Here is a 26,138-nt window from a genome sequence, read left to right as displayed (position 1 = left end):
GCGGGCGGAAAGCCATCACAGATATTTGTAGACATCCTCCAGCTCCAGATCACAGGCAATCATCATCACCTGGAGATGGTAGAGAAGCTGGGAAATCTCTTCGGCGGTCTTCTCTTTGCCTTCATACTCGGCGGCCATCCAGACTTCACCGGCCTCTTCGATGACCTTTTTGCCGATGGCATGCTTTCCTGCATGGAGCTCTTTGACGGTCCCGGAATCGGGATCGCCGGCCGCCACTTTCTTCTTCAGCTCCGCAAAGAGCTCTTCAAATCGTTTCATGGAGTGTATCTCGTGGTCTGTTGTCATGATGATGCGCATAAAACACCGGAACGATTCCCGACCAGCGCATGGGGGGGCGGGCATTCAGCACATGTTCTCCGCAATAAACCTTACGCATGGGGTGGCGGAAGGGCTCTTTCCCTTGCGGATTCCGGCAAATTGAGACCATAGCACCTTTTTTCCGCAAACAAAAGGGGACGGCCGCCCTTCGGGCAGCCATCCCCTTTACACTGAGAAGCCCTCACCCCTGTCCCCTGACGGGGAATCGGGGCTCATGGATCAGTAGTTTGAATCCGCATAGCCGACCCAGCCCCCCGCATGCACCAGGGCGCGGTCGAACTCGGAAATCTCAAAGGGAACCTCAAGGGTCTCGCCTCCGGCGGAAAAGCTGAACATGCCCTTTTCGAGGTCGGTGACCAGCTCGGTCTCTTTGCCTGCAAACCGTGCCACCAGATCGTCTAGAACCTCGGCGGACAGCTCCACAGCCATCATGCCGCAGTTGAACATGTTCTGCTTGAAGATCCGGGCAAAGCTCTCCCCGATGACGATGTTGATATCGTTTACCTCTAAGGCCCAGGGCGCATGCTCGCGGGAGGAACCGCAGCCGAAGTTGGCCCGGGTTACCACCGCACCGGAGGGCGCCACGTCCCTTTCCGGGGCAAAGCCTTCCATCTCGAGGTCCTCCAGAAGATAGGGCTTCAAGGCCTCCTTGGTGATCTCGGTTAAATACCGTGCCGGTATGATTTCATCGGTGTTGATATCGGACCGATCCAGAAACAGGACTTTTCCGTTGAATGATTTCATGGCTTACTCCCCGCCCGTGTAGATGTGTGAGTTGGTGATAACGCCGGCAAGGGCCGTGGCCGCCGCCGATGCAGGGCTCATGAGATGCACCATGCCGCCTTTGCCCATGCGCCCGTTGAAGTTCCGGTTGGTGGTGGAGGCACACACCTCCCCTTCGGCCAGGACCCCGTTGCTCATGCCCAGGCACGCCCCGCAGGTGGGGTTGGTCACGCAAAAGCCAGCGTCCATGAAGACCTCGATGATCCCCTCCTTCAAGGCCTGTTTGTACACGGCAGGGGTCGCAGGGGAGACCACACCGCGCACGCTCTTGTGGATGTGCTTGCCCCGGAGCACCTCGGCCGCAACGCGCAGGTCCTCGATGCGTCCGTTGGTGCAGGAGCCGATGTAGACCTGATCAACCTTGTCCCCACCCATCTCGGCGATGGGCTTCACCTGGTCGGGCTTGTACCCGAAGGTGGCCATGGGCACCAGCTCGCCCACGTCAAAGACCATCTCTTCTGCGTACTCCGCATCGGCGTCGGCGGAAAACGCGCCGTACGCCTCAAGGGCCGCCTCTTTTGAGGGGAACTCGTCCTTAATAAAGGGCCAGAGGTAGGAGACCGTGGTCATGTCCGGCGCACAGATACCGCAGGTGCCACCGGCTTCGATGGCCATGTTGCACAGGGTCATGCGGGCCTCCATGCTCATGGCGGAGACCACCGGCCCGGTGAACTCGATGACGCGGTTGGTGGCACCGTTCACCCCGAGCTGGCCGATGACGCCCAGGATCACGTCCTTGGCATACACACCGGGCTTTAAGTCCCCGGTGATGGTGACCTTCATGGTCTGGGGGGCGTGAAAGGCGCACACCCCTTTTAAGATCCCCACCTCCAGGTCCGTGGTACCGACACCGGCGGCAAAGGCGCCGAAGGCACCGTGGGTGCAGGTGTGGGAGTCCCCCATGATAATGGTGTACCCGGGACGCACAAACCCCTTCTCCGGAAAGAGGGCATGGCAGACGCCGTTGTCACCGATGTCAAAAAAATCGATGATGCCGTGGCGCAGGGCCCATTCGCGCAGGATCTTGCCCTGCATGGCCGTCTTGGAATCCTTGGCCGGGGTCACATGGTCGATGACCGCCTTGATCTTTGACGGATCGAACACACGGTCCATGCCGCGGGCCTCAAGGTCCGTGATGGCAATGGGGGTGGTGATTTCATGGCAGAAAACCGCGTCCAGACGAATCACCTGGATGTCGCCGGACGGATTGTCCACAAGATGCGATTCAAAAATTTTCTCCGCGATTGTCTTTCCCATATCTCCTCCGGAAAATGTCTGGTTCATGTGCAAATGGTTTATTTGTGCGAGGCCTGTCGGGGCGGTGAAACGATCCACACCGCCTTCAGGGTAGCCTTGCCGCGGTTTTTTAAAATATGAGGGATTCGCGAGGCAAAAGAGACCGTATCGCCCTTGGCCAGGGCGTAGGTATCGTCCCCGTACAACAGCTCGGCTTCACCGTCTAAGATGATCCCGAACTCGCGGCCGGCGTGCCCGTACTCCAGGTCGCCGGTCTGGCCCTTTGGCGCCACCTCCAGCATAAACGCTTCCACGGTGTGCTCCCCGGGAATCTCCTCCCGGACCGAGAGGCGGCTCATGGTCACCAAACCGTCCCGGGTGACGCTTCGCTCTGCGGTACGGATGATCTCAACCTTGCCCTTCTTGCGGTAGTCGCTGAACAGGTACTCGTAATCGACCCCCAGCACGTCGGCAATGGAGAGAAGGGTGTCTATGGACGGGGAGACCTTGTTCCGCTCGATCTGGGACACCAGGCTCTCGCTCACCCCGGCCCGGCCGGCCACCTGCTTCAAGGTGACGCCCCGGCGCTCCCTGACCGCCCGCAACTTGCCTCCGAATTGATGTTTAGGCTCTGACTTTATCAATACTGCACCTCCTGAAGCATTTATAAAGTCCTGGCCCCGCACTGTCAACCCTTTTCCGGGAAGATTCCAGTGCAAGACCCCACATCCCCGGGTAAAAACAATGAACGCATGCCCAGGATCCATCCGCAGGGCGCAGCGAAAAACGCCAGGCAAAGGCCATCGCATTCACGCTTTTTGCCTCCGGCGGCCCTGCCGGGGGCTAAACATTTAATAAATTTAATAAACAGGTTTAAAAAAACAGACTCCGTTTAATCTGAATCAAAGGCGCATTCGCAATTTGCTTTCAAGGTGGCACACCTTGCCGCCGGAGGCATCTTTTTGGTTTTTTTCTGAGCCCTCTGTGACTCTGTGGTTCATCCGACTTTAACCATAGAAGGCATGATCTTGACCTTTTGACTGGTTGCCAACTACGCTCGCCCTGGCGGGAGCCCCGCCTCCTTTGACAGACCTGAGGGCCTTCCATTATAGTGACCGATACATGTGGGGGACGGATACCCGTCGCCACGACAGTCCCCATAAAGCAAATCCCATAACGAACCCAAAGCGACGCGAGGCCCCATGAACCACACCCATTACGCAAACCTGTCCCTGCCCGACACCTTGAAACCCTGCATCGACTTCCACGGACACCTCTGCCCGGGCCTGGTCTACGGCTACCTGGTGGCCGTGGAGTCCCTTCGCCTGCTTGGCGAAGACCGCAGCGACGACGAAGAGCTGGTGGCCATAAGCGAAAACGACGCTTGCTCCGTGGATGCCCTGCAGGTCCTTTTGGGGACCACCGCCGGCAAGGGCAACCTCACCATCTCCAACATCGGTAAAAATGTGTACACCGTGTATTCGCGTCAGGCGGCAAAGGGGTTTCGCTTTTCCCGCAGGAGCACGTACGCGTACACCGGGGACAACCCGGAGGTCTTTCTCGAACTGGAAAAAAAGGTCTCGGCAGGAACTGCCACGGCAGCCGAAAAAAAACAGCAGAAGCTTATGAAAACCCTGGACCTGCTCGCAAAACCCGTGGAGGAAATCTTCGAAATCACCGACGCCGCCATCCCCGAGCCAGCCTATGCGGAACTGGCCCCTTCGGTGGCCTGCGCCGTGTGCGGAGAGCTGACCATGCAGACCAAAATGATCCGCCAGGGCAGCGACCTCCTGTGCCGGCCCTGCGCCGAAGGCGCACGAAGGGAGTAACCCGCGGTTCGCACCCAGGCGAAATCAATCGCTCCGGTGAATCGGGTCGGCACTGCCGGCAAGATCAAGGATGGGCTTGCATCCTGCGTGTCCCTTGGTGCGGTATCGGGACACGCTCCGGAGTTGAGAGGCGATCTCTTTGATGCGTTCCACCTGGCCAGAGAACCGTCCCACGGTCTCAAGGAGGGACTCGTTGCACGGCCCTTCCTTTGCCTTGAGTTCAATGAGCTCCGCATACCCCAGGGCCGCCTGAAGGGGCTGGCTCAACTCATGGCTGGCAGCCCCGGCAAGGGCCAGGGCTCCTGTGAGGCGCTCGGCATCCATAAGCGGCGTGATATCGGTAAAGACCGTAACAAACCGCTCCCCTCCGGCATAAAACACATTGATGTAAAACCACATCTTAAGGGCATCGGAGTATTCCTTGAGGGTTTTGCCCTCTCCGGTGCGGACCACCTCGGCAAAATGGTCCAGCCATCCCGGTTCGTCCTGATCCACCCCGGGAAACACCTCCGAAAGCCGTTTGCCCTCCACCACCCGCCGGTCCATGGAAAACATCGCCTCAAACGCCGAGTTGACAGCCACATAGAGAAAATCCACAGGACTCCCGCCGTCATCGTACATCATCTCGCCCATGGCGTAGGCGCCGGTCATGTTCTCAAAAAGGTTTCTGTATTTTTCCTCTATGGTCTCAAGGCGCCTGATCTCACGTGACTGTTTCCTGCTTTTTCCAATAAAAATCCCCAGGCTCAGCAGCCACAACACCAGAAAGAAAAACCCCACATAGACAAAGGCCGCGTTCTCCATTCCCACCTCCTGTAGTTACCCCGCCCGGCCACCGCCACCTTAAATACGGCAGGCGATCATCCCTGCTCCGCCAGGGCAAATCCCGCGGCACGATGCGGGCGCCCTGCAGTGGACATCACGTGACCAATACAGTAACATAGTATACGACTCTGGAAAAACCCCACCCCCTTACCCATGCGCCCCAAAGCCTTTGACGGCTTCCCCCCTTTCACCTCTCCGCCCCACCTACCTTACCCAAGGAGCCCCCATGCATGTTGAATCGCCGTTAAAAACAGTAGCCCGTTCCGTTGCGGATGACCAGGGACCGGAACCATCCGCCCTGCCCCTTCTCATTGACCTGCTCTTTGCGGACACATCCATGCCCTTCTGGCATGCGATGAGACGCCCCATGAAAAGCCTTCTCAGCGAAGAGCTTGCCGCACGACAATGGGACGAACTCGCAGCCCCTTTAGCCACTATCGGTGGCCTTCTCAGGGACACAGAGGACGTCGAAGACCCGGCCCTTTCGTCGCGGATATTAAACGCCCTTGATATCCTTGAAGCACACCGCCCCCTCTTTTTCCTTCCCGACGCCACCACGGAAGAACGCCTCGGGCGGTTGCCCCTTTTTGCCCCCATGGCGGTGCTCCACCTCGCTATCCTGGGTCATCTGCACACCCTGGCGTACTCCTCCAGCATTCCGGCAGCGGCTTACCTTAGGTACCTCTGCAACAGCACCGCCCTGACCTATGGGGACTATGCACGGCAATCCGTGGCCGATGCCCTGGCCTGGCGTACCGACCAGCTCAAGATCACCTGCACCCCCATGCGAAGCGCGATCCCCGGCGGGCCGAACCTCCAGGTCACCTGCGTGGACTCCCACACAGGCCGCACCATTGTGGATGAAATGTGCACGGCCTATCCGGGTGTGATAAACACCCTGCTGCAGCGCACAGTGGACCAGGTGAGCCTCTACGAGGAGCAGCTCCACTGGAAAATTGTCTTGTTCTGGGAACATGAGGTGCTGGATGTATTGTCCGAATGGACCGAAGAAAAACCGGAGGAAAAACGCCCCGCCCCGAACGACATGATATCCGAGCGATTAGACGATGCCCTCTTCCTGATCATGCAGGATATCGGCAATGCCATGACAGGGCAGAAGTAAAACACTTAAAAAAGGGACCATTCAGCTTTTAAAAAGCAGCCTCCGGCGGCAAGGTGTGCCACCTTGAAAGCAGGTTGCGAATGCGTTTTTCCCCTCGTTCCTCGGGGAAAATCACATCCGCCTTTAATCCAGATTGGCCTGAACCTGTTTGTTAAACTTTTTAAAAGTTTAGCCCCCGGCAGGGCCGCCGGAGGCATAAGCTGAATAGTTACAAAAAAAAGAGGAAGGCGCACCCAGGTGCCCCGCTTAGGGGCCGGCAGGGTCAGGACCCTGCCTCGGGTGCAATCACCTTTTCCGGGGCAAACTCGCCGACAAACTCGCTCACCCCTTCCCGGGTGGATGTCACCACGACCTTGACCACCTTGATATCCTGGAGGTGGGAGCCCAGGTAGGGCGTAAGGATCCGGATGAAATCAGCCCGGACCTCGTGGAACCGTTTCAAGCTGCGCACGTCCCGGTACGAGAGGCGGCTCATGTGCAGCACCAGGGCTTCAAGGAGGCTCGGGTGCAGGCGGTAGGCGCCGGGGGCCCCTCCGACCGACGTGTCCTCGGGCTCCACATAGCGCAGGCCCTCGACGTCATTGACCGTAAGGATCAACTGCACGCACAGGTAGCGGTTATCCTCATTCAGGCGCTCTTTGGTCAGCCCCACCACGAGCGGCCCGGTGGGCACCTGCGTCAGGGGTATGCCGTCCTCTTCCTCCGGTGCCTTGGTGCTTCTCAGACGATCCCAGGTGATGCGCTCACCGCCGGACGGGCGAAGCAGCATGCTGTTCCGTGTGAGCCGCTCGATGAGGTAGGTCACCGGAGTGTCCACCGCCCAGGGCGTATCGCCCACCACCATCTCCGGTGTCATGATCAAAAGCAGGGGGTCCCCTTCCATCTCCGGCGGCAGAAGCTTCCACTTGCCGTCGACTTTCACCCTCTCTGCCTTCTCGTCAATCTTGGAATGCTGCCCTTCCACGAGCCTGATGATGCCAAAGCTCCCGTTGGACCGAAAGGAGATGATGGTGTGATAGCTGGCGATGGTGTCTTTCCACGGCCCCACAATCATGTCGCGCTCCGGGGGCTCTTTGTCGCAGGCAACAAGAACAAGGGCCACCAAAACCCACATCACCCGCCTTGCATCACGCTTGAATCCGTTTTTCATACCCGTTCCCATACCCTTTCCCAAGGCATCCTGATCAATTAAGGGGCACTCACCTGCTCTTCTATTTTATCGCCTTTCCTGAACAAAACTTTAATGGCCCGTCCCCGCCTGGTGTAAACGGGCCGGGGGACCGCATGTACCGGGTACCATGGCGCCCTGCAGCTTCCCCGGAAAGCAACACAGGGCATGTCACCTGCATTTTCCTCCGGCAGGACCGGTTCGTCACCGCCCAGGGAACCTGCCGCCAAAAACAAGTAATCACTCATAAAATCAAATCTTTAGAGCACCATCACCACCCAACCTTTCCCCAAAAAAGGAAAAAAGGCGATACCACAGACGGCATGTATTGTGAAATACTGGCAAAAGGTGGCCGATTCCCCGCAGGTGGGGCCATCGCCACATCCGTAGCGCAAGAAGTCAGGGATCGAATACATACACATCACACAGAAAACATGGTGACCAAGATGAGACTCTCCGACGAAGAACGTACCCGCTATCTGTCCCCCACCCACCACATCGACTGCGACTCAGAGACCATCGCCAGCTACGTCAGCCCCCGTATCAAAGGGCTCACGTCCGACAAAGAGAAGGCCATGGCGCTCTTTGATTCCGTTCGCGACGATGTCCTTTATGATCCGTACTACTACGACCTCAGCCCGGACGGCATGCGAGCCAGCTCCGTCCTGAAAAAAGGCCGGGGATACTGCGTTGCCAAAGCCCTTGTGTTCACGGCCGCCGCACGAGCCGCAGGGATTCCCGCGCGCCTGGGGTTCGCCGACGTAAAAAACCACCTGAGCACCCGGCGCCTGAGGGAGCTCATGGGCACAGACCTGTTTGTCTACCACGGCTATTCGGAAATTTTTCTGGACGGCCGCTGGATCAAGGTCACCCCGACCTTCAACGCCTCCCTGTGCTCAAAATTCGGTGTCCACCCCCTGGAGTTCGACGGGGAAAACAACTGCCTTTTCCACCCCTTTGACTCAGAAGGCCGTAAACACATGGAGTATGTCCTGGACCGGGGACCCTACGACGACATCCCGGTGGATGAGATCATCAACGCCTCACTGGCCGCCTACCCCACCCTGTTCAAAACCCTGGAAAGCCTGGGCGGAGAAACCGTCCTCGGTGATTTTTCAAGGGAAGCCGAAGCGGAGTAGCCACTCGCCAGCGTGCCTTACATGGCCTGAAAGCAGGCAAAAACAAAAAACGCCCTTCAGGACCCGTCCTGAAGGGCGTTTTAAGGTTGTCGTGGTGCGGTGCGGCTACTCAGCCCCTGAAGGCGGGGCCTCTTTTTTCACCGCAGAGGCCACCGAGCTGTAGATCTGTTTGAACGCCTCGTCAAAGCCCGTGGGGGAGACCCGCCCCACCTCAATAAATTTTACGACAATTTCCTTCGCTGCGCGAAGGATCTGCTCATCCGTCGATGCCATCTTCATCAGCTTCCCTCCAGTGTTCGTATCGCTCTACTGAGAGGCACCAGAAGTTCCTGGGCCCTGGTCCGCAGCCGTCACCGGCTGCCCGTTTGCGTACCTGACAGACTGGGTGGTCCCGTCCGATGTGCGTGACGTCATCACCCCGTCGGGCTTCCCTTGAACCCACGTTCCGCTCAGTTCGGTGCCGTCGATGAGTTTTCGCGACCCCTCCCCGTCAAAGAGCCCCCCGGCAAAAAGACCGGTATAGCTGCCCCCGTCGGCAAAGGTCATGGTGCCGACGCCATGGGGTTTCAAGTCTTTGACCTCTCCGGAGTATCGTGCCCCGTCGGAATAAAAGACACTGACCACACCCCGCATAAGCCCCTCATGAAATGAGCCCTCATACCGTGTTCCCTCCGAGGTGGTGAGGGTGCCCTCCCCCTCGAAGAGGTTTTCATGGAAACGGCCGTCGTAGCGGGTCCCGTCGGGCGACGTGTACACGCCCTTGCCCTCCATGACCCGGGCGTCTTTCATGTACCCGAAAAACCGGGCTCCGTCGGTAAATGTCCACTGTCCCTTGCCCGCAATTTTGTCTTCAATAAAGGGCCCGGTAAACGTGGCACCGTCCGGATAGGTGACGGTGCCCTTCCCATGGAACCGGTTGTCCTCGAACATCCCTTCGTACCGGGTACCGTCAGGCTCCACAAGAACCCCTTTGCCCTGCATCTTCTCATTGACGATGCTGCCGGTATAAAGGGTCCCACCGGGAAAAGCGATCTCCCCTTCTCCCTCTAAGTGCCCGTCCACGAACTCCCCTTTGAGGGTGCTGCCGTCCGGAGCGGTCAAAACGCCGTTCCCGTTCATGGTGTCGTTGGTAAAGGCCCCCACGTAGACATGGCCGTCGGCATAGACAAGGGTCCCTTCCCCCTCCATGCGCCCTTTGTGGAACTCACCGCTGTAAACGGCGCCCTCAACAAAAAAAAGCACGCCCTGCCCCTGGGGCACCCCCTCTTTGAAGGCACCCGTCAGGCGCTTTCCATCTTTAAAGATGAGGGTTCCATGCCCGCTGGGCCGACCGCCGGCAAAGGAGCCGGTGAACCGCCTGCCGTCTCCGTAGACCACGGTCCCGTGGCCCACCTGCAGGCCGTCGTCAAAGCCCCCCATGTAGCGGGTGCCGTCGGGAAAGATCATCTCCCCCACACCCTCGGGAATGCCGCCTTCCACCTGACCCACGTACCGGGTACCGTCCTTGAACACCCGTACCCCGCTGCCCGAGGCGACACCCTTTTTAAAGGCGCCCTCATAACTTCCGCCGTCAGCGTAGTGATACACGCCCTGCCCGCCTTCGCAATCACCGCTTTCACAGGTACCGGAGCCATCGGCGTATGCGGCGGAAGCACCGGCAAGAAAACAGATGGCCAGTGCGTTCACCGTCAATTTTTTTATCATCAATTGTCACCCTTTTGAGGTTCTGCCCTGGATGAAGCCCCGCATGCCCCATGAAAGCCATGCACGACCCATTGGGCTGGCATAAGTAAATTCGTTTTAATATCCCATAGGCCAAGGGTTTGTCAAACCGCCAACCGTGCCGACATCTCTGTATCCTTTGAATTCCGGCAGACTCCGTCTGATACCTTCCCCATTCTTTTATTGCCATTTATCACTGCATGAGGTAACGTCTAATCTTTTTTGAGTTTCCAACCAGCAATACACTCGGCTGACAATGCCTGACATCCATAACAATCTTTGGTGGCTTGGAAGAGAACCGTTCAGCAGTGCGGAACGGACCGACAGCGGTGTGTGCCGCGCCAGGCCCCTTCCTTCGTACGCTTCCCGACCGACCCCAAATCACCAAAGCGACCGATACGATAAAAAGGGAGACCGCTTTGACCGAGCTGATCATCACCCACCCGGGTTCCTCACATTTTGACGAATTTTTCGCCCTCTGCCTTATTCTGGCCGCACACCCCGACACCGACTTTACCATTGAGAGACGAGAGCCCACAGCCGAAGAGGTGGCCGATCCCGCCACCTGGGTGGTGGACATCGGCGAAGACTACGACCCGGCAAAACGCAACTACGACCACCACCAGAACATCGAACTCTCCGCAAGCTTCGTGCTGGTGGCCGAGGCCCTGGGATGCGCATCCTCCCTTTCCGCCCTTCCCTGGTGGCGTTTTAAAGACCGCATCGACCGCTTCGGCCCCGCAAAGGTTGGGGCAGAAATCGGCACCACTGAATTGCGCACCACCTACAGCCCCATGGAAGGCTGGATGCTCGACATGTTCGCAGCCGACCCCGACCCTCTGATTCCCATCATGCGCCGGTTCGGCCGAAAGGCCCTGGACAGCGCACAGAGGCTCACGGACCAGCTGGCCCTGTGGTCCAGGGCAAAACGGGTAACCATCAACGGTTACGGAATCCTCATCGGCGACACCGACGATTCGGAAGGAGCCCAGGAGTTCAACTTCCGCCAGGCAGACCCGGCTGCGGTCTGCATCACCCGGGACAGCCGGGGGGACGGCTGGAAACTCATGCGCTTTGACAACGCCCCGGAGGTCAACTTCGCCAAACTCCAGGGACGGCCCGATATCCGGTTCACCCACAAGACCGGCTTTGTGGCCAAGACCAACGAGAGGCTCCCCGAAGCAGAGGTCCTTGAGCTGGTGCGTCTGGCCCTGCCCGAATAAAGACCTGCACAACACCAAAAAAGGCCGCAGCATATGCTGCGGCCTTTTTCGTCTTCCGGGCACACCGTCAACGCACGACGTCCCGGCTCGGCAGGCAGCCCGCCAGGGCCACGGCCAACAGCCCGCAGCCGCCTGTCAAGAGAACAAGCAGGAGGTCTTCGGGGTGACGCGCCCCCCGATGTTGCCTGACCCGCCACCCCATCATCAGGGCAACACAGAAAAGAGACATTGCCCACGCCTCAAGGCTCCAGTTGAAATCCAGAAGCGCGAAGCCACTCTCACCCGTTGCCCGGACAACCCGGAGCGGAAAGAGGCGCTTCATGAGCTCCCGGCCCTTTTTCTCCGCCAGAAGATATGTATGGGAGGCCGTGGGGCGGTACTGCCGATCCGTCACCCAGACCCGCACGGCCTTTTTGTCCGTCACCACAAAGCTCCGCTTCAGAAGGTCGCAGTACACGGCAAGGCTCATGGTGTCCGGATCGTAGCCTTTAAGGGGAAGCACAATGGGCGTGTAGGTATCCCAGGAGAGAAGGCTTGCCGTGCCGTTGCCCTCGATCATCAGGCCGTAAAATTCCCGCCGGGGGTTTTCGTCCATGCCGATATAGCGAATGCCGCTGGAAGGAGCCAGGCCGGTGTTTTTCACCCAGGGGTTGCCACCCACCATCTTCAGATGAAACAGGCTCCCCTTTGCGTCGGTGATAAAATACCCCTCGTCAAAGGGCTTCCGGGCCGTGGGGTTGCCGAAAATGCCCTGTGCAGGAAAGACAAACCCCTTGCCTGCCAAGGCCCCGGTAAAACGAGCCGATCGGTTTTCATCCACCGCGTTGGTCTCGGCATCGATGAACTCAAAGGCCCCTGTCACCCTAAACATGGAATCGGGTTCCTCCAGCTGGGTAAACCCCGAGGCGGACTCATACAAAGGATAAAGGGGCGCCACCGGACTGTTCAGGGTGCGCGGCCGAAGACTCAGCACCTGGCGATTCATGGCCACCTTTTTATAGGTCACCTTCACCCCGTCCACGGATTCAGGCAGGCAGCCCCAGGCAGCCAGATCCTTATAGAAAAACATGGGCAGGGCCGTCTCAAACTCTTTTCGGGTGTACTCCTTTCCGGAGAGATCTGTCATCCGGGGCTGCCCGGTGTCTTTATCCCTGTCACGAACCAAAAATGTCTTCAGGGGTGAACTGTAGAGGATAAACGGAGAAAACGACCTCTCCACAAGCAGCCGCCGCACCTGCTCCGGGACGTAGATGGCACACACCAGCGTCATGAGAAGGAGTATGGCAATTCGTGAAACCTTGAGCATCAGACAATCCCCCTTTTAAAACGATGGGCGGGCAGAAGAACCGTGGGCAGGTAAAGGGCAAACGCCAGGGCATACCAGCCCAGTGACCATTCAAAAAAGCCCATGGTCTCTTTCATCATCAAAAGCACCAGCCCGTAAGCCACCACCCCATAGACCACTTTGCGCCACCAGGCCGTCTCCACCATGGCCAGCACCGTCCCGAAATAGGCGGGTACCGAGGCAAGAAACCAGGGTGCGGCAGTCACCAGAGCGCTCATGACGAGCTCCGGGGGAAAGTAGGTCCCCATGGTCACGGCAAGGCACAGCGCGCTGACCCCGCAGAGCCCACCCACCCAGAGGCACCCCACCCCCAGCATGCAGACAAGGGACACATCATGGGGCAAGGGAAGATGAAAAAGAATGCGAAGCCGACTTTTACCCGTCTCCGGCACGAATTGCGCAAGGGCAGTCACCAGCCCGATGAAAGGCGCCAGCCACATGATGTCCCCGTAAAAAACGGCCTGCTTCACGGCTGCCATGTACCAAAGATGGTACGCCCCTTTGGCCACCACGGCCGACCGGAGCATGATGAATATCTTCAAATGAACGGCCAGGGTAATTCCCAGCATGATCAGAAGGAACCAGCGCAGCTTGATCCACTCCTTATATACAATCGCCTTGTACATATGTTTTCATATCCTTGTTTTATTGGCACCTTCTATGGTTTAGGTGCATGGAAAAGCCTGCCTCCGGCGGCCCGGGAAGGATCCTCTGGGCCCCAGGTTGCGGAAGCACTTTACCCCTCGTTCCCCGGGTCAAATCACATCCGCCTTTAAATCAAACGTCGGCCTTCATCATCGTTTGGACCATCGGCATATTTCCATAACCGCCCAACCCCCCTTATCCCCTGGAGCGCCGCACTCCTGCGCGGCACGGGCAGCGACGGACTAAAAAGCCGCACCGGAGTGCGGCGCTCCGTTTCAGTCGATCTTTCTCGGTTTTTTCGAAGGTCGCGGCCCAAACGATGCCCAAAACCCCAACGTCATTCAAAACGGACCATTAAGGACTATTTATTCAACGTTTAAAAAACTTAACCCCCAACAGAGCCGCCGGATCATACGTTTAATCGCTACCTGCGAATCAATATTTCCCGGTCAACCCGATAAAGGCGTCCTCCAGGGTCATGGAGACCGGCGCAAGCCCTGTGGCATCCATGCCCAGGGCGTCCAGATGAGTCCGCACGTCATTTTCGGATTCAAAGCTGTAGAGATATTGCCGATCGCCAAGGCTCTCCGTGCGAGCTATGACCCCGTCGGCTGCCATGGTCTCTCCCCCGTTGCCGGGAAGCCCGTAACAGCGAAATCCTTGAGTAAACCGGTGGAGGCTGCTGCTCACAAGGGTGCGTCCCTGGTCCAGGATCACGATATCGTCCACGAACCGCTCCAGGTCCTGGACAATGTGGGAGGTAATGAGAATGGTGGTGCCGTACCGTTCCGCATAGGCCACAAGGTAGTCGAGAAACAGGCGCCGGTACCCGGCGTCCAGCCCCAGGGAGTAATCGTCTAAAATCATCAGCTCAGGCATCTGGGCCAGGATAAGCGCCAGGGTCACCTGGGACCGCTGGCCGCACGACATGCGGTGGATCTTGCGGTTGTCCGGGAGCCCCAGCCGGTCCATGAGATCCCGGAACACCCCGTGGTTCCACGTCGGGTAAAACGAGGCGTAAAATCGTTCGGCCTGCCCGATGGTGAAAAATTCGTACTGGAGAAAGGTTTCGTGCAGCAGCCCGATGCGGGCCCTTGTCTCCGGCCGCAGGCTGTGGGAAGGCTCGCCAAAGATCCGGCACACCCCCTCTTTGGGAGACAGAAACCCCATCATGATATTGATGGTGGTGCTCTTCCCCGCCCCGTTCTTCCCGAGGAGCCCGAAGATGCGCCCCTTCTTCACCTCAAAAGTCAGGCCCCTTAGCACATCCTTGCCCCCGTAACTGTGGCACAGGTTGTCCACCTGGATCACCGTGTCCGACATGGTCTCGTTGCTCCTTTTCATTAGAAACTCACCTCACCACCCAGCCAGAACTGGCGGCCCAGCTCGTAGTTCTTGCCATCGGCCAGGACTTTTTTGTTAAACAGGTTGTTTACCTCCAGGGTGCTGGTAAAAACACTCTGCCCCCACAAGGGAAGCTTCCAGCGGAGCTTGCAGTCCACCACCACACTGGAGGAGCGGTCCCGCTCTGCATAGACGGGAAGATCTTCAGAGACCTTCTCCCCCGTCAAAGGGTTGATCTGGGCCTGATCATCGGGCACCTCTCTGGTATTGCCCGTGTTCTCCACCTTGGTGTAGGAACCCCGGTACCGGGCGATGGTGGTCAGGGTCATGCGCGCGGGCAGGGAGACAATGGCCGTGGCGTTGGCCATCCAGGGTTTGTTGAAGGTGCTTCTGGGCAATTCGGCCTTGTAGGTCACCTCGTCCCCGTACCAGACGCGATCATCGTCCACCTCGCTGTCGTAGGACCCGTTGGAGGCGTCGGTATCCTGATATGTCATGTTGAGGTTAAGGCTGTGGGCGCCGAAACGGCGTCCCCAGGCCACGCGATGGCTTTCGTGGTCGTAAAACCCGTCGTTGGTCATGGTGTAATACTTCAGGCCGTCGGGCTGCACCGCTCCGTAGGTCCGCGCGAACTGATTTCGCCCTTTTCGGCGGACATACTTGTACCCCAGGGTCCCGCCCCCGACTCTCTGGTCCACACCGACCTGAAATTCATCGGCATAGGGGGTTTTAAGGGACGAAAAGGTCTCCACGTTGTTCCCGGCATCCGACACCGGCCACCAGAAACCACCCAGGGTGCCCGAGGGATCGCTCCCGGAAAAGACCATGTCCTGATACGGTTTTCGTACCTCGGTGCGGTAGGGCTTTTTTGCCTCTCGAAGCTTGTAGGTAATGAAGGTGGCGCTGTGGTACCGGTTAAAGCCCGAGGTGAACACCGTACCGCCGTCCCCGAAGCTGTCCCAGGATGCCGACATCCTCGGGGCCAGGTCCAGATTGTCCATGAAATCGTTGGCGGCCACGCGGAGCCCCGGCCTCAGGGTCACGCGCCCGCACACCATCTCGTCTTGACCATAGAGGCTCAGGGCGTTGACCACAGCTGACGAATCATCGGCGTCATAGACCTTGCGCATGCTGAAGTACTGCTGGTTGTCATCGCAGTCGTAGCTGTTGCCCGGGGAGATCACCGTATCGGACGTCACCGGGTCCGTGTAGATCATGGAGGTCTCCTTGCGGTCGAAGGTCCCCTTGGTCAGGTCGTAGGCAATGCCCGTGCTCAGGGTATGGCGCCCACCCCACCCGTTAAAGGAGACCTCCGACAGGTCCGCGCGGGTGGTAAAGCTCTCCTGGGTCTTGGAGATATCCCCGTACCCGCCCTCCTTGGAGTACTTCGAATTGGCATCAGCCCCCCAGGGCTTTGAGGCTGTGGCGGCCCATTGGCGATAATCCTTCGGGGCCTCCCGCTCGTTCACGCTCTTTCGAAACGCCCCGGTGACCTCCAGGGCCCCGAACCCAAGCCCCCGGTTCCACCGCCCCTGGATGCGATCCCCGCCCCCCTTGATGGTATAGTCGCTGTTTTTGATATCCGAGAGGAAGCGCTCCTCTTCATAGGGAGAGTGAAACAGGCTCAGCTCAAAGGCGTTCAGGTAGTCCGGGTCCCAGGAAAGCTTGGTCATGATATTTCTCAGGTGCCGTTTTTCATCCTTCCACCCCTTGAAATGACGTTTGGAGATGGTGGAGCGCACCTCGTTCACAGACCCCAAGACCCCCAGGGTATCGCCCAAAGGCATGCTGAGGCTGCCGCCGTAGATATGCTTTTCGAACCGGGGGTCTTCGTCGACGTCGTCGTCGGATGACGGCGGGGCAGTAGAGACGTCATCTTCGTCTTCGGCCTCCTCCTCTTCCCACTGAAAAAAATGGGTCCACTGGCTCCGGGTGGTCCGGTAATAGAGCTTGCCCTTGGGCTTGATGCCCGCTTTAACGGTCTTGGCATCCACCACCCCGCCGGAAAAATCACCGAACCGGGCAGGGACGTTGCTGTCGTATACCGCCACCTCTTCGACCAGGTCCGAATCCAGGAAAATCTCCTGGGGGTGGCCGGGCACATCATTAACCACCTGGTGGCGCTCGGACCCCGGATCCAGAAGGCTGTTGTTGGAGATCCCGTCCACGGAAAAATTGTTCTGGTAGGCCTTGCCCCCGGAGATGGAGATATTCACGGGCAGGATCTCCCCGGCTGTCTTGGCAGAACGCCAGGAGTCGTCCGGCTGGATATCCGGAAGCACCAGGAGAAGCTCGTTTAAATCCCCGTTGCCGCCTGAGAGGTGCCGAAGCATCCGATTGTCCATGATGGACACGCCGGAGGCCTTGCTCTCCAGGGTGCCCGTCACCGTAAGGACCTCTCCTTCAACCGCCACCTCATCGTTCTTTTTCATCTCTGTTTCATTTACGTCTCGGCCTGTTGTTTCAGGGGCCGAAACGTCCATCGGGGCCTTTGCAGTGGTGTCTTCAGCCCATGCCGTTGCCGCAGCACCAGCGACCATCAGAGCCATGGCCACCACCAGCCACGCAGCACGCCCGCTGCCCGGACGACGCCCTCCGTCGAGGCCGACGCATCGCCTCACACATCCTCGTATCATTGCATTACTCTTTCATCTGAAAGGGGCCCTTCCCTGGGAAGGTCTCCTTGGGTACAACCGGTAAGCCGCCCCGCCGCACATGCAGCGGCACCGCATAATTCAACCAAACACTCGACAGGGGATCTCAATCGGCATACAGGGGCCGGGTGTCCGTCGTATCCGGTATGCCGTCTCCGTCGCTGTCCGGGTCCAGGGTCAGGCCCGATGCGGCGATGTCCTCAGGGGAAGCCAACGGGCTGAAAAAATCGGGCAGACCGTCACCGTCGGTATCGACCTGGGCGACCCAGTGTTCAGGTTTGGGGCTGTATGTTGATTTTTCAGGGAAATGATCCCGATCTGTCAAGCTAGCCGCAACCGCTTTGACTCCCCGATTAATTTCCGAGATCACACCAAGGCTCCTGGCCGCGTCAACGGCCTTTTCAACTGCACCAGCACAGGCATAGGTATACACAAGACAACCCTTATCCGCAGTGCTGGACACCTTGCCGACACAAAGATCGACACATTCACCGTCATCATAAAATGCCTCTTTAGTGGCGATGACACTGTCCAAAAGGGCCTCGGCGTTATCTAATCGTTCGAATGCAATCAGTACCTTTGCCGCCTTGATAAGGTTTCTTCCCTGATCTTCCAGAAGCTTGTCGTGCTTTCCATAGCTTCCCGTGGCCCACTGATCGTCTGTTAGAGACTCGTCAAAAATGAGCCCGCTCTTGGCCGAATATATATTGGCTACCTCCGAGGCATCCTCTCGGTACCCGAGCCTCTCGTAAGCCTTCATTAGCCAATAGTACGTTTCGGCTAACTTTGTTGCGTCGACCTCACCCTCACGCACGGCATCGGCCGTAAGCCGGGCATCGTGAAGGCACAGGGTCACCCGCGAGTTGTTGCCGAGCCCATGCCAGCCCTGGGCCGTATCGCATAAGGCCTGGACCTTCCACAGGGCACCTGCGGTACTTCGGGCCTGGCATTCCGCTTTTTCAAGGTTTGCCTTCTGCTCGGCAATTTTCCCCATCAGCCCATAGAGATACGCCAACTTAACGTACCCCCGCTGCACCTTGATCTTGTAGTTAATTTCCCCATCATCCGTGGTAAACGTGTCCAGAAGCCCACCAGCTCTTTCAAGGGCCTGAACTGCGTGGGAGTATCGATGGGAGCCTTTGGCAATAAGGCTGGCCGCTATGCGCTTCACCTTCGAGTTAGCTGCACAATAAGTCAACGCATCGACTTTGAAAGCCACCTCATCTTCAGGGTCCTTGTCTGTGATCAGGTCCACCACGGCAAAGGCACCGTCCATATCCTCACCAGCCACGGCTTTGCTGGTGGCCTGCGAAGCGTAGACCTTCTTCCGGTATTTTGAAGCAAGCCCATCGGTGAGGGCCAGGGCAATGCCGTCCTCGCCAATAGCAAACAGAGAGGGGATACCCCAATTTGCCAGGTACAACTCGGTTTTTTCCGCTGTGAAGGGATAGGTGTCCCGCAACTCTTCAATCACGCAATAAGCCTTCAAGGCGCCGGCTCTGTATGAGGCATCTCCGAAATTCTCATATAGAGAGCCGTAAATCTCTAACGTCCTAATAAGGTAAAAAACCTTGGAACGATAATAGTCCACTACATTGGGATCATCCTCCTTTCCGGGGTAATCGGGGTTGGCCGCATCATCGGCTGGAACTTCTTTGGCTAACGCGAACATCACGCCGGGATACAATGCGGCCTGGGCCTCGTTGCCCTCTTCGATATAGGCCTCAGCCGTCTTTTCCATGGAAATAATAATACGTGGAAGGGCCGACTTGTTTGACTCCGACATGGCGGCGATACACTCTTCCATATAATCGGTCAGGGTATCCGCCCTGTCCATCTCGCCCGCATCCCTGTACCCCTTAATGAGACACTGCAATCCGCTCGAGTCTTTATCATCGAAAAAGGCCTTTCCCACGGACTCTATCTTTTTTTTATACAAGAATTCGGATTTCTCAAAGGCTCCCACCACTGTCTCTTGGGAAATGCTTCCGGTACGTTCCTTAAATTCAAGGAGAGACTTTCCCAGCCGCCGTAACCCTTCTGCGCGATACCAAGTGGAAAAGATCTTCGTGTCCAAGATGGGTTCCGCCTCGGAAAAAAAACCGGCTTCGGCCAGTCCGAGGGCGACACGTTCCAAAATGTAGTCATTGACCGTGTCGTCCCGCACCGTCTCGATGAGCTTTTCAGCCTTGTACAGATGGGAGGCATCCGAATTAAAGTAGTAATCCAACCGTTTGGCATTGTCGTCCCCCAAGAGCTCACCCGCAAACAAGGGCTCCCTGATATTGTATTTTGACGCCACCGGGGTGATGATGGATGCGATCTCCGTGTTGTCCCTGACCCAGCCTATGAGGACGGGAAAAGTGTCTCCCAGAAAGGTGTCGTAGGTTTCGATACCGGAGGTCCTGAGCACCCAGCGGATGACACGTTCGGGTGCCATGCTCTCAAGATGAATGGGCCGACCGCCTGCCGCAGCCAGAATATCTCCGATGAGGCGGCTCGCACGGGTTTTGAATGCCGGATCTTCCTTGGAAGAAGACGGACTGTTGGCATCCAACACATCTGTGAGACATGACAAAAGCCGCTGCCTTACAAACACCTCACCAGGCGCCTGTCCCCTTTCCAGGGCGCCTTTGATGACTGCAACGGCCTCGTCAAGTTCGGGATGATCCGTGGTGTCGGGGAGTCCGTCCACTGAAAAGGTAAGCCCCTCAAAGGCGCTTCCCTTACACCCCTTGGTTCTTCTTGCTGTTGCAACCAAGGAGAGCATCATGGTCTTGGCGTGAAAGTGGCCCCCTTCCACCGAAGGCCGGGCGGTGAGCTTCTCCTCGGAGACCTTCAGCATACCGGCCACGGCAGTGCGGGCAGCGCTCAAAGACGACCCGTTTGCCACATCAAGGCCCACCAGGGTGGTCACCGGGCTCACCACAACGGACCGTGTCTTGCCTTCATACATCTCCAGGGGAGCCATCATGACCATCCCCCTGAAATTCAAGCCATCGGGCCCGGTGGTGCCGTCTTTGCCGCCCCGGGCAAAAAGCATGAGCGACTTCAGGTCTACCCCGGCGTCCACGGTCACGGTAAACCGGCCCTTCTCATCGGTGACACAAGGCCCGTAAAGCCCGTCGCTGCCGTCCCTGTTCAGGGCGTAGACCGTGGACTTGAAAACGGGGCCGTCTTCCACCACGCCGGAGAGGGTGATCCCCGGTCCGGGGGCTGCGCCTCCTCCGCCTGACCCGCCGCAGGCAGAAAGGCTCAAGGCTGTCACGGCTGCCAGGAACAGCCTGATCCACATCACATGTTTCATCGATACATCCTTCGTGTTGCAAACGGTTCAATATCCGGGAACCCGGTATTCCCTTCTCCCTGCTCAAGGCACTGCCCGGGCGGTCTGCGAAGGATGGATATTGAAACGCCATCGTTCATCACAGCCGTTCGTACGTCTCACCCCACCTGAGGACACCATGTCCCCGTCATGGGCTGCGCCCATTGATAAGTTCGGCAAGACTAACTTTTCAGCGAAGCACAAGGACTACTACAATCAGCAGGATATCTGTCAAGTTTTTTTTGGGATTAAATCATTTTTTAGGAATACCAAATTCGCCACATCGATCCGGATTAACAGGAAATTAATTTCATAAACCTAAATTAAACAAAAATGAAACCTGTTGACAATCTGCGCAAACGCCAGTAGTCAGAACCTTTCTTTTGGAGTGCCTAAAAAAAAACGGGAGTCAAAACTGGCCTTTCACAGGCAGCACCAGAGAGACCGGTGTGGTCGACAGGGACCCAGTTTTTTTCCGAGCCCTTATGATTCACTTTCTACGGAGTAAACGGCCCATGATGTACACCCCCGAGACTGCTCACCCCTGCACCTTCCTGCCCCCCGGCGGGAAACGCAAAGCCCCCTTTTTGTTCTTTCTCATCGCCCTTTTGACCCTGGGCGGCGCCTGCGGGACCCTTAAGCCGACCCGTCAGGCAACCGCCCCCCTGCCCATGAGCGAGCAGGTGCTCACCGGTACACTGGCAAACGGCCTCCGGTACTACATCCGCCAAAATCCCACCCCCAAGGACCGTGTGGAACTGCGACTCAACGTCCGCACCGGCTCTCTCAATGAAACCGAAGAGGAGCGAGGCCTGGCTCATTTTGTGGAGCATATGGCCTTCAACGGGATCCGCCACTTTGAGCACAACGAGCTCATCGCATTTCTTGAAGAGGCGGGCCTCACCTTCGGGGCCCACACCAACGCCTACACCGCCACCGACGTCACCAACTACCAACTCAGCATCCCCCTGGATCGGCCGGAGCTTCTGGACAAAGCCTTCCTGGTCCTGGGTGACTGGGCAGACGGTCTGCTCTTTGACGAAGGCGAAATCGAAAAGGAAAAGGGCGTGATTGTCGAGGAGTGGCGCATGAGGGACGGGGTAAGAAAGCGCGTGGGCGACAAAAGCCGGGCCGTGCTCCTTTCAGGGTCACGCTACCCCTTGCGTGATCCCATCGGCCTGATGCCCGTGGTGAAGGGTGCCAACCGCCCCTTGCTCAAGGGCTACTACGACGCCAACTACACCCCGGACCGCATGTCCGTGGTGGTGGTGGGTAATATCGATGCCACCGAAATGAAGGAGCGCATTGAAAAGGCCATGGGCGGTATCGCGCCCCGCAAGGCCCGAGCCGCCGCCTCAAAGGAGGTCCCCCTCACCCCGGGCCTGCGTGTCACCACCATCACCGACCCCGAGCTCACCGCCGGAACCGTGGCCATGGACCACTTCTTCCTGCGTAAGCCCACCACCACCTGCGAAGGGTTTAAACGGGATCTCACCGAGCAGCTGGCATTTGCCGCCTTTAACCGGCGCGTCCGAAAAAAAATCACCGACCGGGAGCTGCCCCTGCTTCGAGCCTTCGCCCGCGTAACAAACATCCGGGGTGACCTGCACACGGCCCGGTTCATGGCCCGCCCCGTAAAAGGCAATGTATCCGAAGGGCTTTCGGGCCTCTACGCCGAGATGGAACGGGTCCGCAGGTTCGGGTTCCTGGCCGAAGAGCTCACAGAGCAAAAAAGCGCTTTTAAAAAAGCCCTCACCGAGGCAGCACGGCCCGATCGTCGGGTGGAATCCTCTGACCATGCCGCAGCCATCTGTGAATTCGACACCTACGGCGGCTCCCTCACCGACCCCAACCAGGACCTGGCCCTGTACCTGAAGGCTGCCGGCACCATCACCACAGCCGACCTCAACCAGGCTTTCAGAAGGCTCCTGGCCCCTGACAGCCGCTCGGTCATCTTCACCTTCCCGGAGAAGCGAAAAGCCGAAACACTTACCAAGCCGGAGATCATGAACCTGGCCGCCAAGGTCCAAAGGAAAAAACTGTCGCCCTACACCTTGGCCCCGGCCATCACCGCCCTTGTCACCACGCCCCCCAAAGGCGGAGATGTCGTGAAAGCCGAAAAAATGCCCGCCATCGAAGGGCAGGCCTTTACACTCTCCAACGGGACCCGGCTCGTGGTAAAACCCACGGCCAACGCCCCCGGTGAGTTTTTAATCCGAGCCACGGCCACAGGGGGGCTCTCCAGCGTCCCGGATGCCGACTACAAGCGGGTGAGCATGGCCGCGGGCCTGGTGAACCAAAGCGGCTTTGCGGGCATCCCCCAGACAGAGCTAACCCGGTTCCTCGCCGGACGGGACATCAACGTCTCCCCCTCCATCGGGGCCAACGCCACCCTCTTTTCCGGAGGCGGGGCCACCAGCGAGGCGGAAACCCTTTTTCAGATGCTGCGCCTCTATTTCACGGCCCCGGAGGTCTCCCCCAAGGCACTTTCCATCCATAAAGCACGGATGACCCAGACCATCAACGCCAGGGCCCACGACAAAAAATTCTGCTTTACGGCAGACGCTGCCGAGGCCCGCCACAACGACAAATTCCGGGACCAGCCCCTTGCCATCGGCGACCTTGCGGGCCTCACCCCTGAGGTCCTCCTTGCCGATTACACCGGTTTTTTCGTCTCCCCTTCAACCTTTACCTTCACCGTGGTGGGAGATGTAAACCCCGAAAAGATCGCCAACCTGGCAGCGCGCTACCTGGGCGACCTGCCTGCCGCAACAAACAAAAAAAACAAAGTTGACCGGGGCCTCAGGCTTAAAGCCGTTGGCGGCCCCGAGAGCATCCGCATCACCGGCAAGGGAGACCTTGCGGACCGAGCCTCGGTCTCCGCCTTTTACGAATTCGAGGCACCCTTTTCCCACAAACAAAGCGTGCAGATCTCCATTCTCAGGCGAATCCTCTCACGCAGGCTCAGACTCTCGGTTCGCGAAGAAAAAGGAGGGGTCTACTCCATCTCGGCTAAACTGCGCTTCCAGGCAGAACCGGCTGAACTTTTCAAGGCCTCCCTCTCCTTTACCTGCGATCCCCAACGCGTGGATGAACTCATCCCCCTCACCGAAGGCATGATCCGGGGCATGGGCACAACAGGGGTCACGCAGCAGGAGATGGAACTGGCCGTCAAGCAGAGCCTCACCACCCTGGCCCAGGTAGAGAAAAAAGACCGCTACTGGCTGAACACCATTGCAACGACCCTGGACCACGGCTGGGACTTGGACGAGGTCCTCAGCCGGGAGCAGGTACTCCGAAGCACAACCCGTGACGAACTCAACGCCCTGGCCAAAGAGGCCCTCACCGGCATCAAAGGATACATCACCGTCTATACCCCCGACACCAGGGAGGCTTCATGAAACGCCGCCTGATACACGTGGGCGCGGCGGCTCTCCTTTTTCTGGCCGGCACCCTGCCGGCCATGGCCGGGGAACGCACCACACACGCCGTCACCCTCATCGGCACCCCGAACTACGGAGAAGACTTCACCCACTTTGGCTACACCAACCCAGGCGCCCCCAAGGGAGGCGCCTACCGGCGAGGCATGGTGGGCACCTTCGACAACGTCAACGACGTGGCTGTCAAAGGGCGATGCGCCGCAGGCATCAGCTTCATCTACGACACCCTCATGGAGCCCTCCAAGGACGAGCCATCCACCGCCTATGGCCTCCTGGCCGAAACACTCACCGTGGCAGACGACAATGCCTGGGCTGTCTTCCACTTGAGAAAAGGGGCGACATTCCACGACGGACACCCCGTCACGTCCAAAGACGTCTGCTTCAGCTTTGCGGCCATCACCAGGGAGAGCCCCTTTTACAAAAACTACTTCAAAGGGATCGACCGCGTGGAGGCCCTTGGCCCGCACACCGTAAAATTCTACTTCAAACAAGAGGAGCGCAGCCGGGAACTGCCCTATGTCGCAGGACAGCTCAAGGTGCTCCCCGCGCACTACTGGCAGCACAGGGACCTGTCCAAAAGCACCCTTGAGCCCCCCTTGGGAAGCGGCCCCTATCGCATCGCCTCCGTGGAACCGGGCAAACGGATCACCTATGAGCGGGTTCCCGGCTACTGGGGCCGTGACCTGCCCGTAAACAAGGGGCGCTACAACTTTGACCACATGGTGTTTGAATACTTCAAGGATCGGACCGTGGCCTTTGAAGCCTTTAAGGCGGGCCACTACGACCTTCAAGGGGAGAGCGCAGGAAAAAACTGGTACCGCGGATACACCGGAAAAAACGTGGACATGGGATGGATCCAAAAAAAGGAGATCCCCCACAGCATGCCCTCGGGCATGCGGGGAATCATCATGAACACCCAGGTGCCCCCCTTGAACGATCGAAACGTCCGGCGGGCCCTCACCCGGGCCTTTGACTTTGACTGGATCAACAACAAAATCTACTTCGGCCAGCTCAAACGCCACACCAGCTACTTCTCCAATTCGGAGTTCGCCTGCAGCGGACTGCCCCGGGGCAAGGAAATGAAGGCCCTCGAATCCATAAGAAGCCTGGTGCCCCCGGAGATCTTCACCACCTCCTTTGCCCTCTACAAAGGAGACGGCTCGGGCATGGACCGCAATCGCCTACGCGAGGCTGCTGCCATCCTGGCCGAATCAGGGTATGCGTATAAAGACGGGGCCATGCGGGACACACATGGAAAGCCCTTGAAACTGGAAATCCTCATGGGCTCCAAGGCCACCCAGAAAAAATTCCTTCCCTTCAGGCAAAACCTGAAACGCCTGGGCATTGAGCTCACCCTGCATCTGGTGGACTCCACCCACTACACCCAAAAAGTCCGGAACAGAGAGTACATGATGATCTTCTCCCGGTTCCGCCAGTCCCTCTCCCCGGGCAACGAGCAGCGCGGCATGTGGCACAGCGAAACCGCCGGGGTCAAAGGGAGTCGAAACCTCTGCGGCATCGCCGACCCCGCCGTGGACGCCCTGGTGGAGAAAGTCATCGCCGCCCCGGACCGTAAGACCCTGGTGGCACGAACCCGAGCCCTGGACCGGCTCCTGCTCAACGGGTACTACATCATCCCCGACGGCTACAGCGACCGCTTCCGCATCGCCTACTGGGACCGATTCGGCAGGCCTGAAACCCTGCCCACCCACGGCCTGAGCATCGACGCCTGGTGGGTCGCCCCGGAAAAGGACGCCGCCATGCCCGGCTGCCTGGTCTCTAAAACACATAAATAAAAAAAACCACGGCGGCCTTGCCGGGGGCCAAACTTTTGAAAAGTTTGACAAACAGGCTTTAAACAGCATCACATTTTTACGTTAAACCAAAGGCGTATGTGATTTGGCCCGAGGAACGAGGGACAAACCGCATACGCAATCTGCTTTCAAGGTGGCACACCTTGCCGCCGGAGACAGTCCGGTTAAAGATGCCTCCGGCGGC

General features: G+C 58.3%; 19 protein-coding genes. 6 read left to right on the top strand and 13 right to left on the bottom strand.

Annotated features, from left to right (window positions below; genetic code table 11):
• Positions 1-15: 15 nt before the first annotated feature.
• The 4 genes from BLQ12_RS16960 to BLQ12_RS16945 form a co-directional block, all read right to left on the bottom strand.
• Positions 16-279 carry a phosphoribosyl-ATP diphosphatase gene (locus BLQ12_RS16960; RefSeq protein WP_092212381.1) on the bottom strand — a complete coding sequence of 88 codons (264 nt, stop codon included), beginning with the start codon at positions 277-279 and terminating at the stop codon, positions 16-18.
• A gap of 279 nt (positions 280-558) precedes the next feature.
• A complete protein-coding gene (locus BLQ12_RS16955) occupies positions 559-1,083 on the bottom strand; it encodes a 3-isopropylmalate dehydratase small subunit (protein WP_092212226.1) in 525 nt (174 codons plus the stop codon).
• A gap of 3 nt (positions 1,084-1,086) precedes the next feature.
• A complete protein-coding gene (locus BLQ12_RS16950) occupies positions 1,087-2,379 on the bottom strand; it encodes a 3-isopropylmalate dehydratase large subunit (RefSeq protein ID WP_092212224.1) in 1,293 nt (430 codons plus the stop codon).
• Positions 2,380-2,417: 38 nt separating this feature from the next.
• Positions 2,418-3,002, bottom strand: coding sequence for a helix-turn-helix domain-containing protein (locus BLQ12_RS16945; RefSeq protein WP_217640338.1), 585 nt, complete (start codon positions 3,000-3,002; stop codon positions 2,418-2,420).
• A 558-nt stretch (positions 3,003-3,560) separates the two neighbouring features.
• On the opposite strand from BLQ12_RS16945, the gene BLQ12_RS16940 reads away from it, so the two are divergent.
• On the top strand, positions 3,561-4,187 hold the full coding sequence (locus tag BLQ12_RS16940; RefSeq protein WP_092212222.1) for an FmdE family protein: 627 nt from the start codon (positions 3,561-3,563) through the stop codon (positions 4,185-4,187).
• Between the two features lie 24 nt (positions 4,188-4,211).
• Here BLQ12_RS16940 and BLQ12_RS16935 read toward each other — a convergent pair whose 3' ends face one another.
• A complete protein-coding gene (locus BLQ12_RS16935) occupies positions 4,212-4,991 on the bottom strand; it encodes a histidine kinase dimerization/phospho-acceptor domain-containing protein (RefSeq protein ID WP_092212220.1) in 780 nt (259 codons plus the stop codon).
• Positions 4,992-5,238: 247 nt separating this feature from the next.
• On the opposite strand from BLQ12_RS16935, the gene BLQ12_RS16930 reads away from it, so the two are divergent.
• Positions 5,239-6,135: a hypothetical protein gene (locus tag BLQ12_RS16930; protein ID WP_092212218.1), complete on the top strand. Its 897-nt coding sequence runs from the start codon at positions 5,239-5,241 to the stop codon at positions 6,133-6,135.
• Positions 6,136-6,397: 262 nt separating this feature from the next.
• On the opposite strand, the gene BLQ12_RS16925 is transcribed toward BLQ12_RS16930, so the two are convergent.
• A complete protein-coding gene (locus tag BLQ12_RS16925) occupies positions 6,398-7,297 on the bottom strand; it encodes a hypothetical protein (RefSeq protein ID WP_139164014.1) in 900 nt (299 codons plus the stop codon).
• A gap of 452 nt (positions 7,298-7,749) precedes the next feature.
• Here BLQ12_RS16925 and BLQ12_RS16920 point away from each other — a divergent pair, with 452 nt between their 5' ends.
• Positions 7,750-8,442, top strand: coding sequence for a transglutaminase-like domain-containing protein (locus BLQ12_RS16920; RefSeq protein ID WP_175469886.1), 693 nt, complete (start codon positions 7,750-7,752; stop codon positions 8,440-8,442).
• 105 nt (positions 8,443-8,547) lie between these two features.
• On the opposite strand, the gene BLQ12_RS27505 is transcribed toward BLQ12_RS16920, so the two are convergent.
• Together BLQ12_RS27505 and BLQ12_RS16915 are read right to left on the bottom strand one after the other, a co-directional pair.
• On the bottom strand, positions 8,548-8,721 hold the full coding sequence (locus tag BLQ12_RS27505) for a hypothetical protein (RefSeq protein ID WP_175469877.1): 174 nt from the start codon (positions 8,719-8,721) through the stop codon (positions 8,548-8,550).
• Between the two features lie 27 nt (positions 8,722-8,748).
• Positions 8,749-10,146, bottom strand: coding sequence for a hypothetical protein (locus BLQ12_RS16915; RefSeq protein ID WP_092212212.1), 1,398 nt, complete (start codon positions 10,144-10,146; stop codon positions 8,749-8,751).
• Positions 10,147-10,583: 437 nt separating this feature from the next.
• Here BLQ12_RS16915 and BLQ12_RS16910 point away from each other — a divergent pair, with 437 nt between their 5' ends.
• On the top strand, positions 10,584-11,387 hold the full coding sequence (locus BLQ12_RS16910) for an MYG1 family protein (protein ID WP_175469885.1): 804 nt from the start codon (positions 10,584-10,586) through the stop codon (positions 11,385-11,387).
• Between the two features lie 67 nt (positions 11,388-11,454).
• Here the strand turns inward: BLQ12_RS16910 and BLQ12_RS16905 are convergent, their stop codons facing one another.
• From BLQ12_RS16905 to BLQ12_RS16885, 5 genes are all read right to left on the bottom strand, one after another.
• Complete coding sequence (locus tag BLQ12_RS16905) at positions 11,455-12,693, bottom strand: DUF4857 domain-containing protein (RefSeq protein ID WP_092212209.1); 1,239 nt, start codon at positions 12,691-12,693, stop codon at positions 11,455-11,457.
• The gene (locus tag BLQ12_RS16900; RefSeq protein WP_092212207.1) at positions 12,693-13,358 is read right to left on the bottom strand and encodes a hypothetical protein; all 666 of its coding nucleotides are present in this window, start codon (positions 13,356-13,358) and stop codon (positions 12,693-12,695) included. The genes BLQ12_RS16905 and BLQ12_RS16900 overlap by 1 nt, the downstream gene beginning before the upstream one ends.
• Positions 13,359-13,812: 454 nt before the next feature.
• Positions 13,813-14,721 (bottom strand): ABC transporter ATP-binding protein, encoded by a 909-nt coding sequence (locus BLQ12_RS16895; protein WP_217640337.1) that lies wholly within the window; start codon positions 14,719-14,721, stop codon positions 13,813-13,815.
• Positions 14,721-17,357, bottom strand: coding sequence for a TonB-dependent receptor (locus BLQ12_RS16890; RefSeq protein ID WP_139164013.1), 2,637 nt, complete (start codon positions 17,355-17,357; stop codon positions 14,721-14,723). The genes BLQ12_RS16895 and BLQ12_RS16890 overlap by 1 nt, the downstream gene beginning before the upstream one ends.
• 124 nt (positions 17,358-17,481) lie before the next feature.
• Positions 17,482-20,682, bottom strand: coding sequence for a hypothetical protein (locus BLQ12_RS16885; protein ID WP_092212203.1), 3,201 nt, complete (start codon positions 20,680-20,682; stop codon positions 17,482-17,484).
• Positions 20,683-21,215: 533 nt separating this feature from the next.
• On the opposite strand from BLQ12_RS16885, the gene BLQ12_RS16880 reads away from it, so the two are divergent.
• Together BLQ12_RS16880 and BLQ12_RS16875 are read left to right on the top strand one after the other, a co-directional pair.
• Positions 21,216-24,101: a M16 family metallopeptidase gene (locus BLQ12_RS16880; RefSeq protein ID WP_175469884.1), complete on the top strand. Its 2,886-nt coding sequence runs from the start codon at positions 21,216-21,218 to the stop codon at positions 24,099-24,101.
• Positions 24,098-25,936, top strand: a complete 1,839-nt coding sequence (locus BLQ12_RS16875) for an extracellular solute-binding protein (RefSeq protein WP_092212199.1) — start codon at positions 24,098-24,100, stop codon at positions 25,934-25,936. The genes BLQ12_RS16880 and BLQ12_RS16875 overlap by 4 nt, the downstream gene beginning before the upstream one ends.
• Positions 25,937-26,138 lie beyond the last annotated feature (202 nt).

Source organism: Desulfoluna spongiiphila, from assembly GCF_900101345.1.
Lineage (GTDB): Bacteria > Desulfobacterota > Desulfobacteria > Desulfobacterales > Desulfolunaceae > Desulfoluna > Desulfoluna spongiiphila.
This window is presented reverse-complemented; position numbering and strand designations above follow the sequence as displayed.

Excerpts from the sequence above, each read along its gene's own strand:
- BLQ12_RS16960 (WP_092212381.1), bottom strand. The coding sequence starts at position 279 with ATGAAACGATTTGAAGAGCTCTTTGCGGAGCTGAAGAAGAAAGTGGCG.
- BLQ12_RS16955 (WP_092212226.1), bottom strand. The coding sequence starts at position 1,083 with ATGAAATCATTCAACGGAAAAGTCCTGTTTCTGGATCGGTCCGATATC.
- BLQ12_RS16950 (WP_092212224.1), bottom strand. The coding sequence starts at position 2,379 with ATGGGAAAGACAATCGCGGAGAAAATTTTTGAATCGCATCTTGTGGAC.
- BLQ12_RS16940 (WP_092212222.1), top strand. The coding sequence starts at position 3,561 with ATGAACCACACCCATTACGCAAACCTGTCCCTGCCCGACACCTTGAAA.
- BLQ12_RS16935 (WP_092212220.1), bottom strand. The coding sequence starts at position 4,991 with ATGGAGAACGCGGCCTTTGTCTATGTGGGGTTTTTCTTTCTGGTGTTG.
- BLQ12_RS16930 (WP_092212218.1), top strand. The coding sequence starts at position 5,239 with ATGCATGTTGAATCGCCGTTAAAAACAGTAGCCCGTTCCGTTGCGGAT.
- BLQ12_RS16925 (WP_139164014.1), bottom strand. The coding sequence starts at position 7,297 with ATGGGAACGGGTATGAAAAACGGATTCAAGCGTGATGCAAGGCGGGTG.
- BLQ12_RS16920 (WP_175469886.1), top strand. The coding sequence starts at position 7,750 with ATGAGACTCTCCGACGAAGAACGTACCCGCTATCTGTCCCCCACCCAC.
- BLQ12_RS27505 (WP_175469877.1), bottom strand. The coding sequence starts at position 8,721 with ATGAAGATGGCATCGACGGATGAGCAGATCCTTCGCGCAGCGAAGGAA.
- BLQ12_RS16915 (WP_092212212.1), bottom strand. The coding sequence starts at position 10,146 with ATGATAAAAAAATTGACGGTGAACGCACTGGCCATCTGTTTTCTTGCC.
- BLQ12_RS16905 (WP_092212209.1), bottom strand. The coding sequence starts at position 12,693 with ATGCTCAAGGTTTCACGAATTGCCATACTCCTTCTCATGACGCTGGTG.
- BLQ12_RS16900 (WP_092212207.1), bottom strand. The coding sequence starts at position 13,358 with ATGTACAAGGCGATTGTATATAAGGAGTGGATCAAGCTGCGCTGGTTC.
- BLQ12_RS16895 (WP_217640337.1), bottom strand. The coding sequence starts at position 14,721 with ATGAAAAGGAGCAACGAGACCATGTCGGACACGGTGATCCAGGTGGAC.
- BLQ12_RS16890 (WP_139164013.1), bottom strand. The coding sequence starts at position 17,357 with ATGATACGAGGATGTGTGAGGCGATGCGTCGGCCTCGACGGAGGGCGT.
- BLQ12_RS16885 (WP_092212203.1), bottom strand. The coding sequence starts at position 20,682 with ATGAAACATGTGATGTGGATCAGGCTGTTCCTGGCAGCCGTGACAGCC.
- BLQ12_RS16880 (WP_175469884.1), top strand. The coding sequence starts at position 21,216 with ATGATGTACACCCCCGAGACTGCTCACCCCTGCACCTTCCTGCCCCCC.
- BLQ12_RS16875 (WP_092212199.1), top strand. The coding sequence starts at position 24,098 with ATGAAACGCCGCCTGATACACGTGGGCGCGGCGGCTCTCCTTTTTCTG.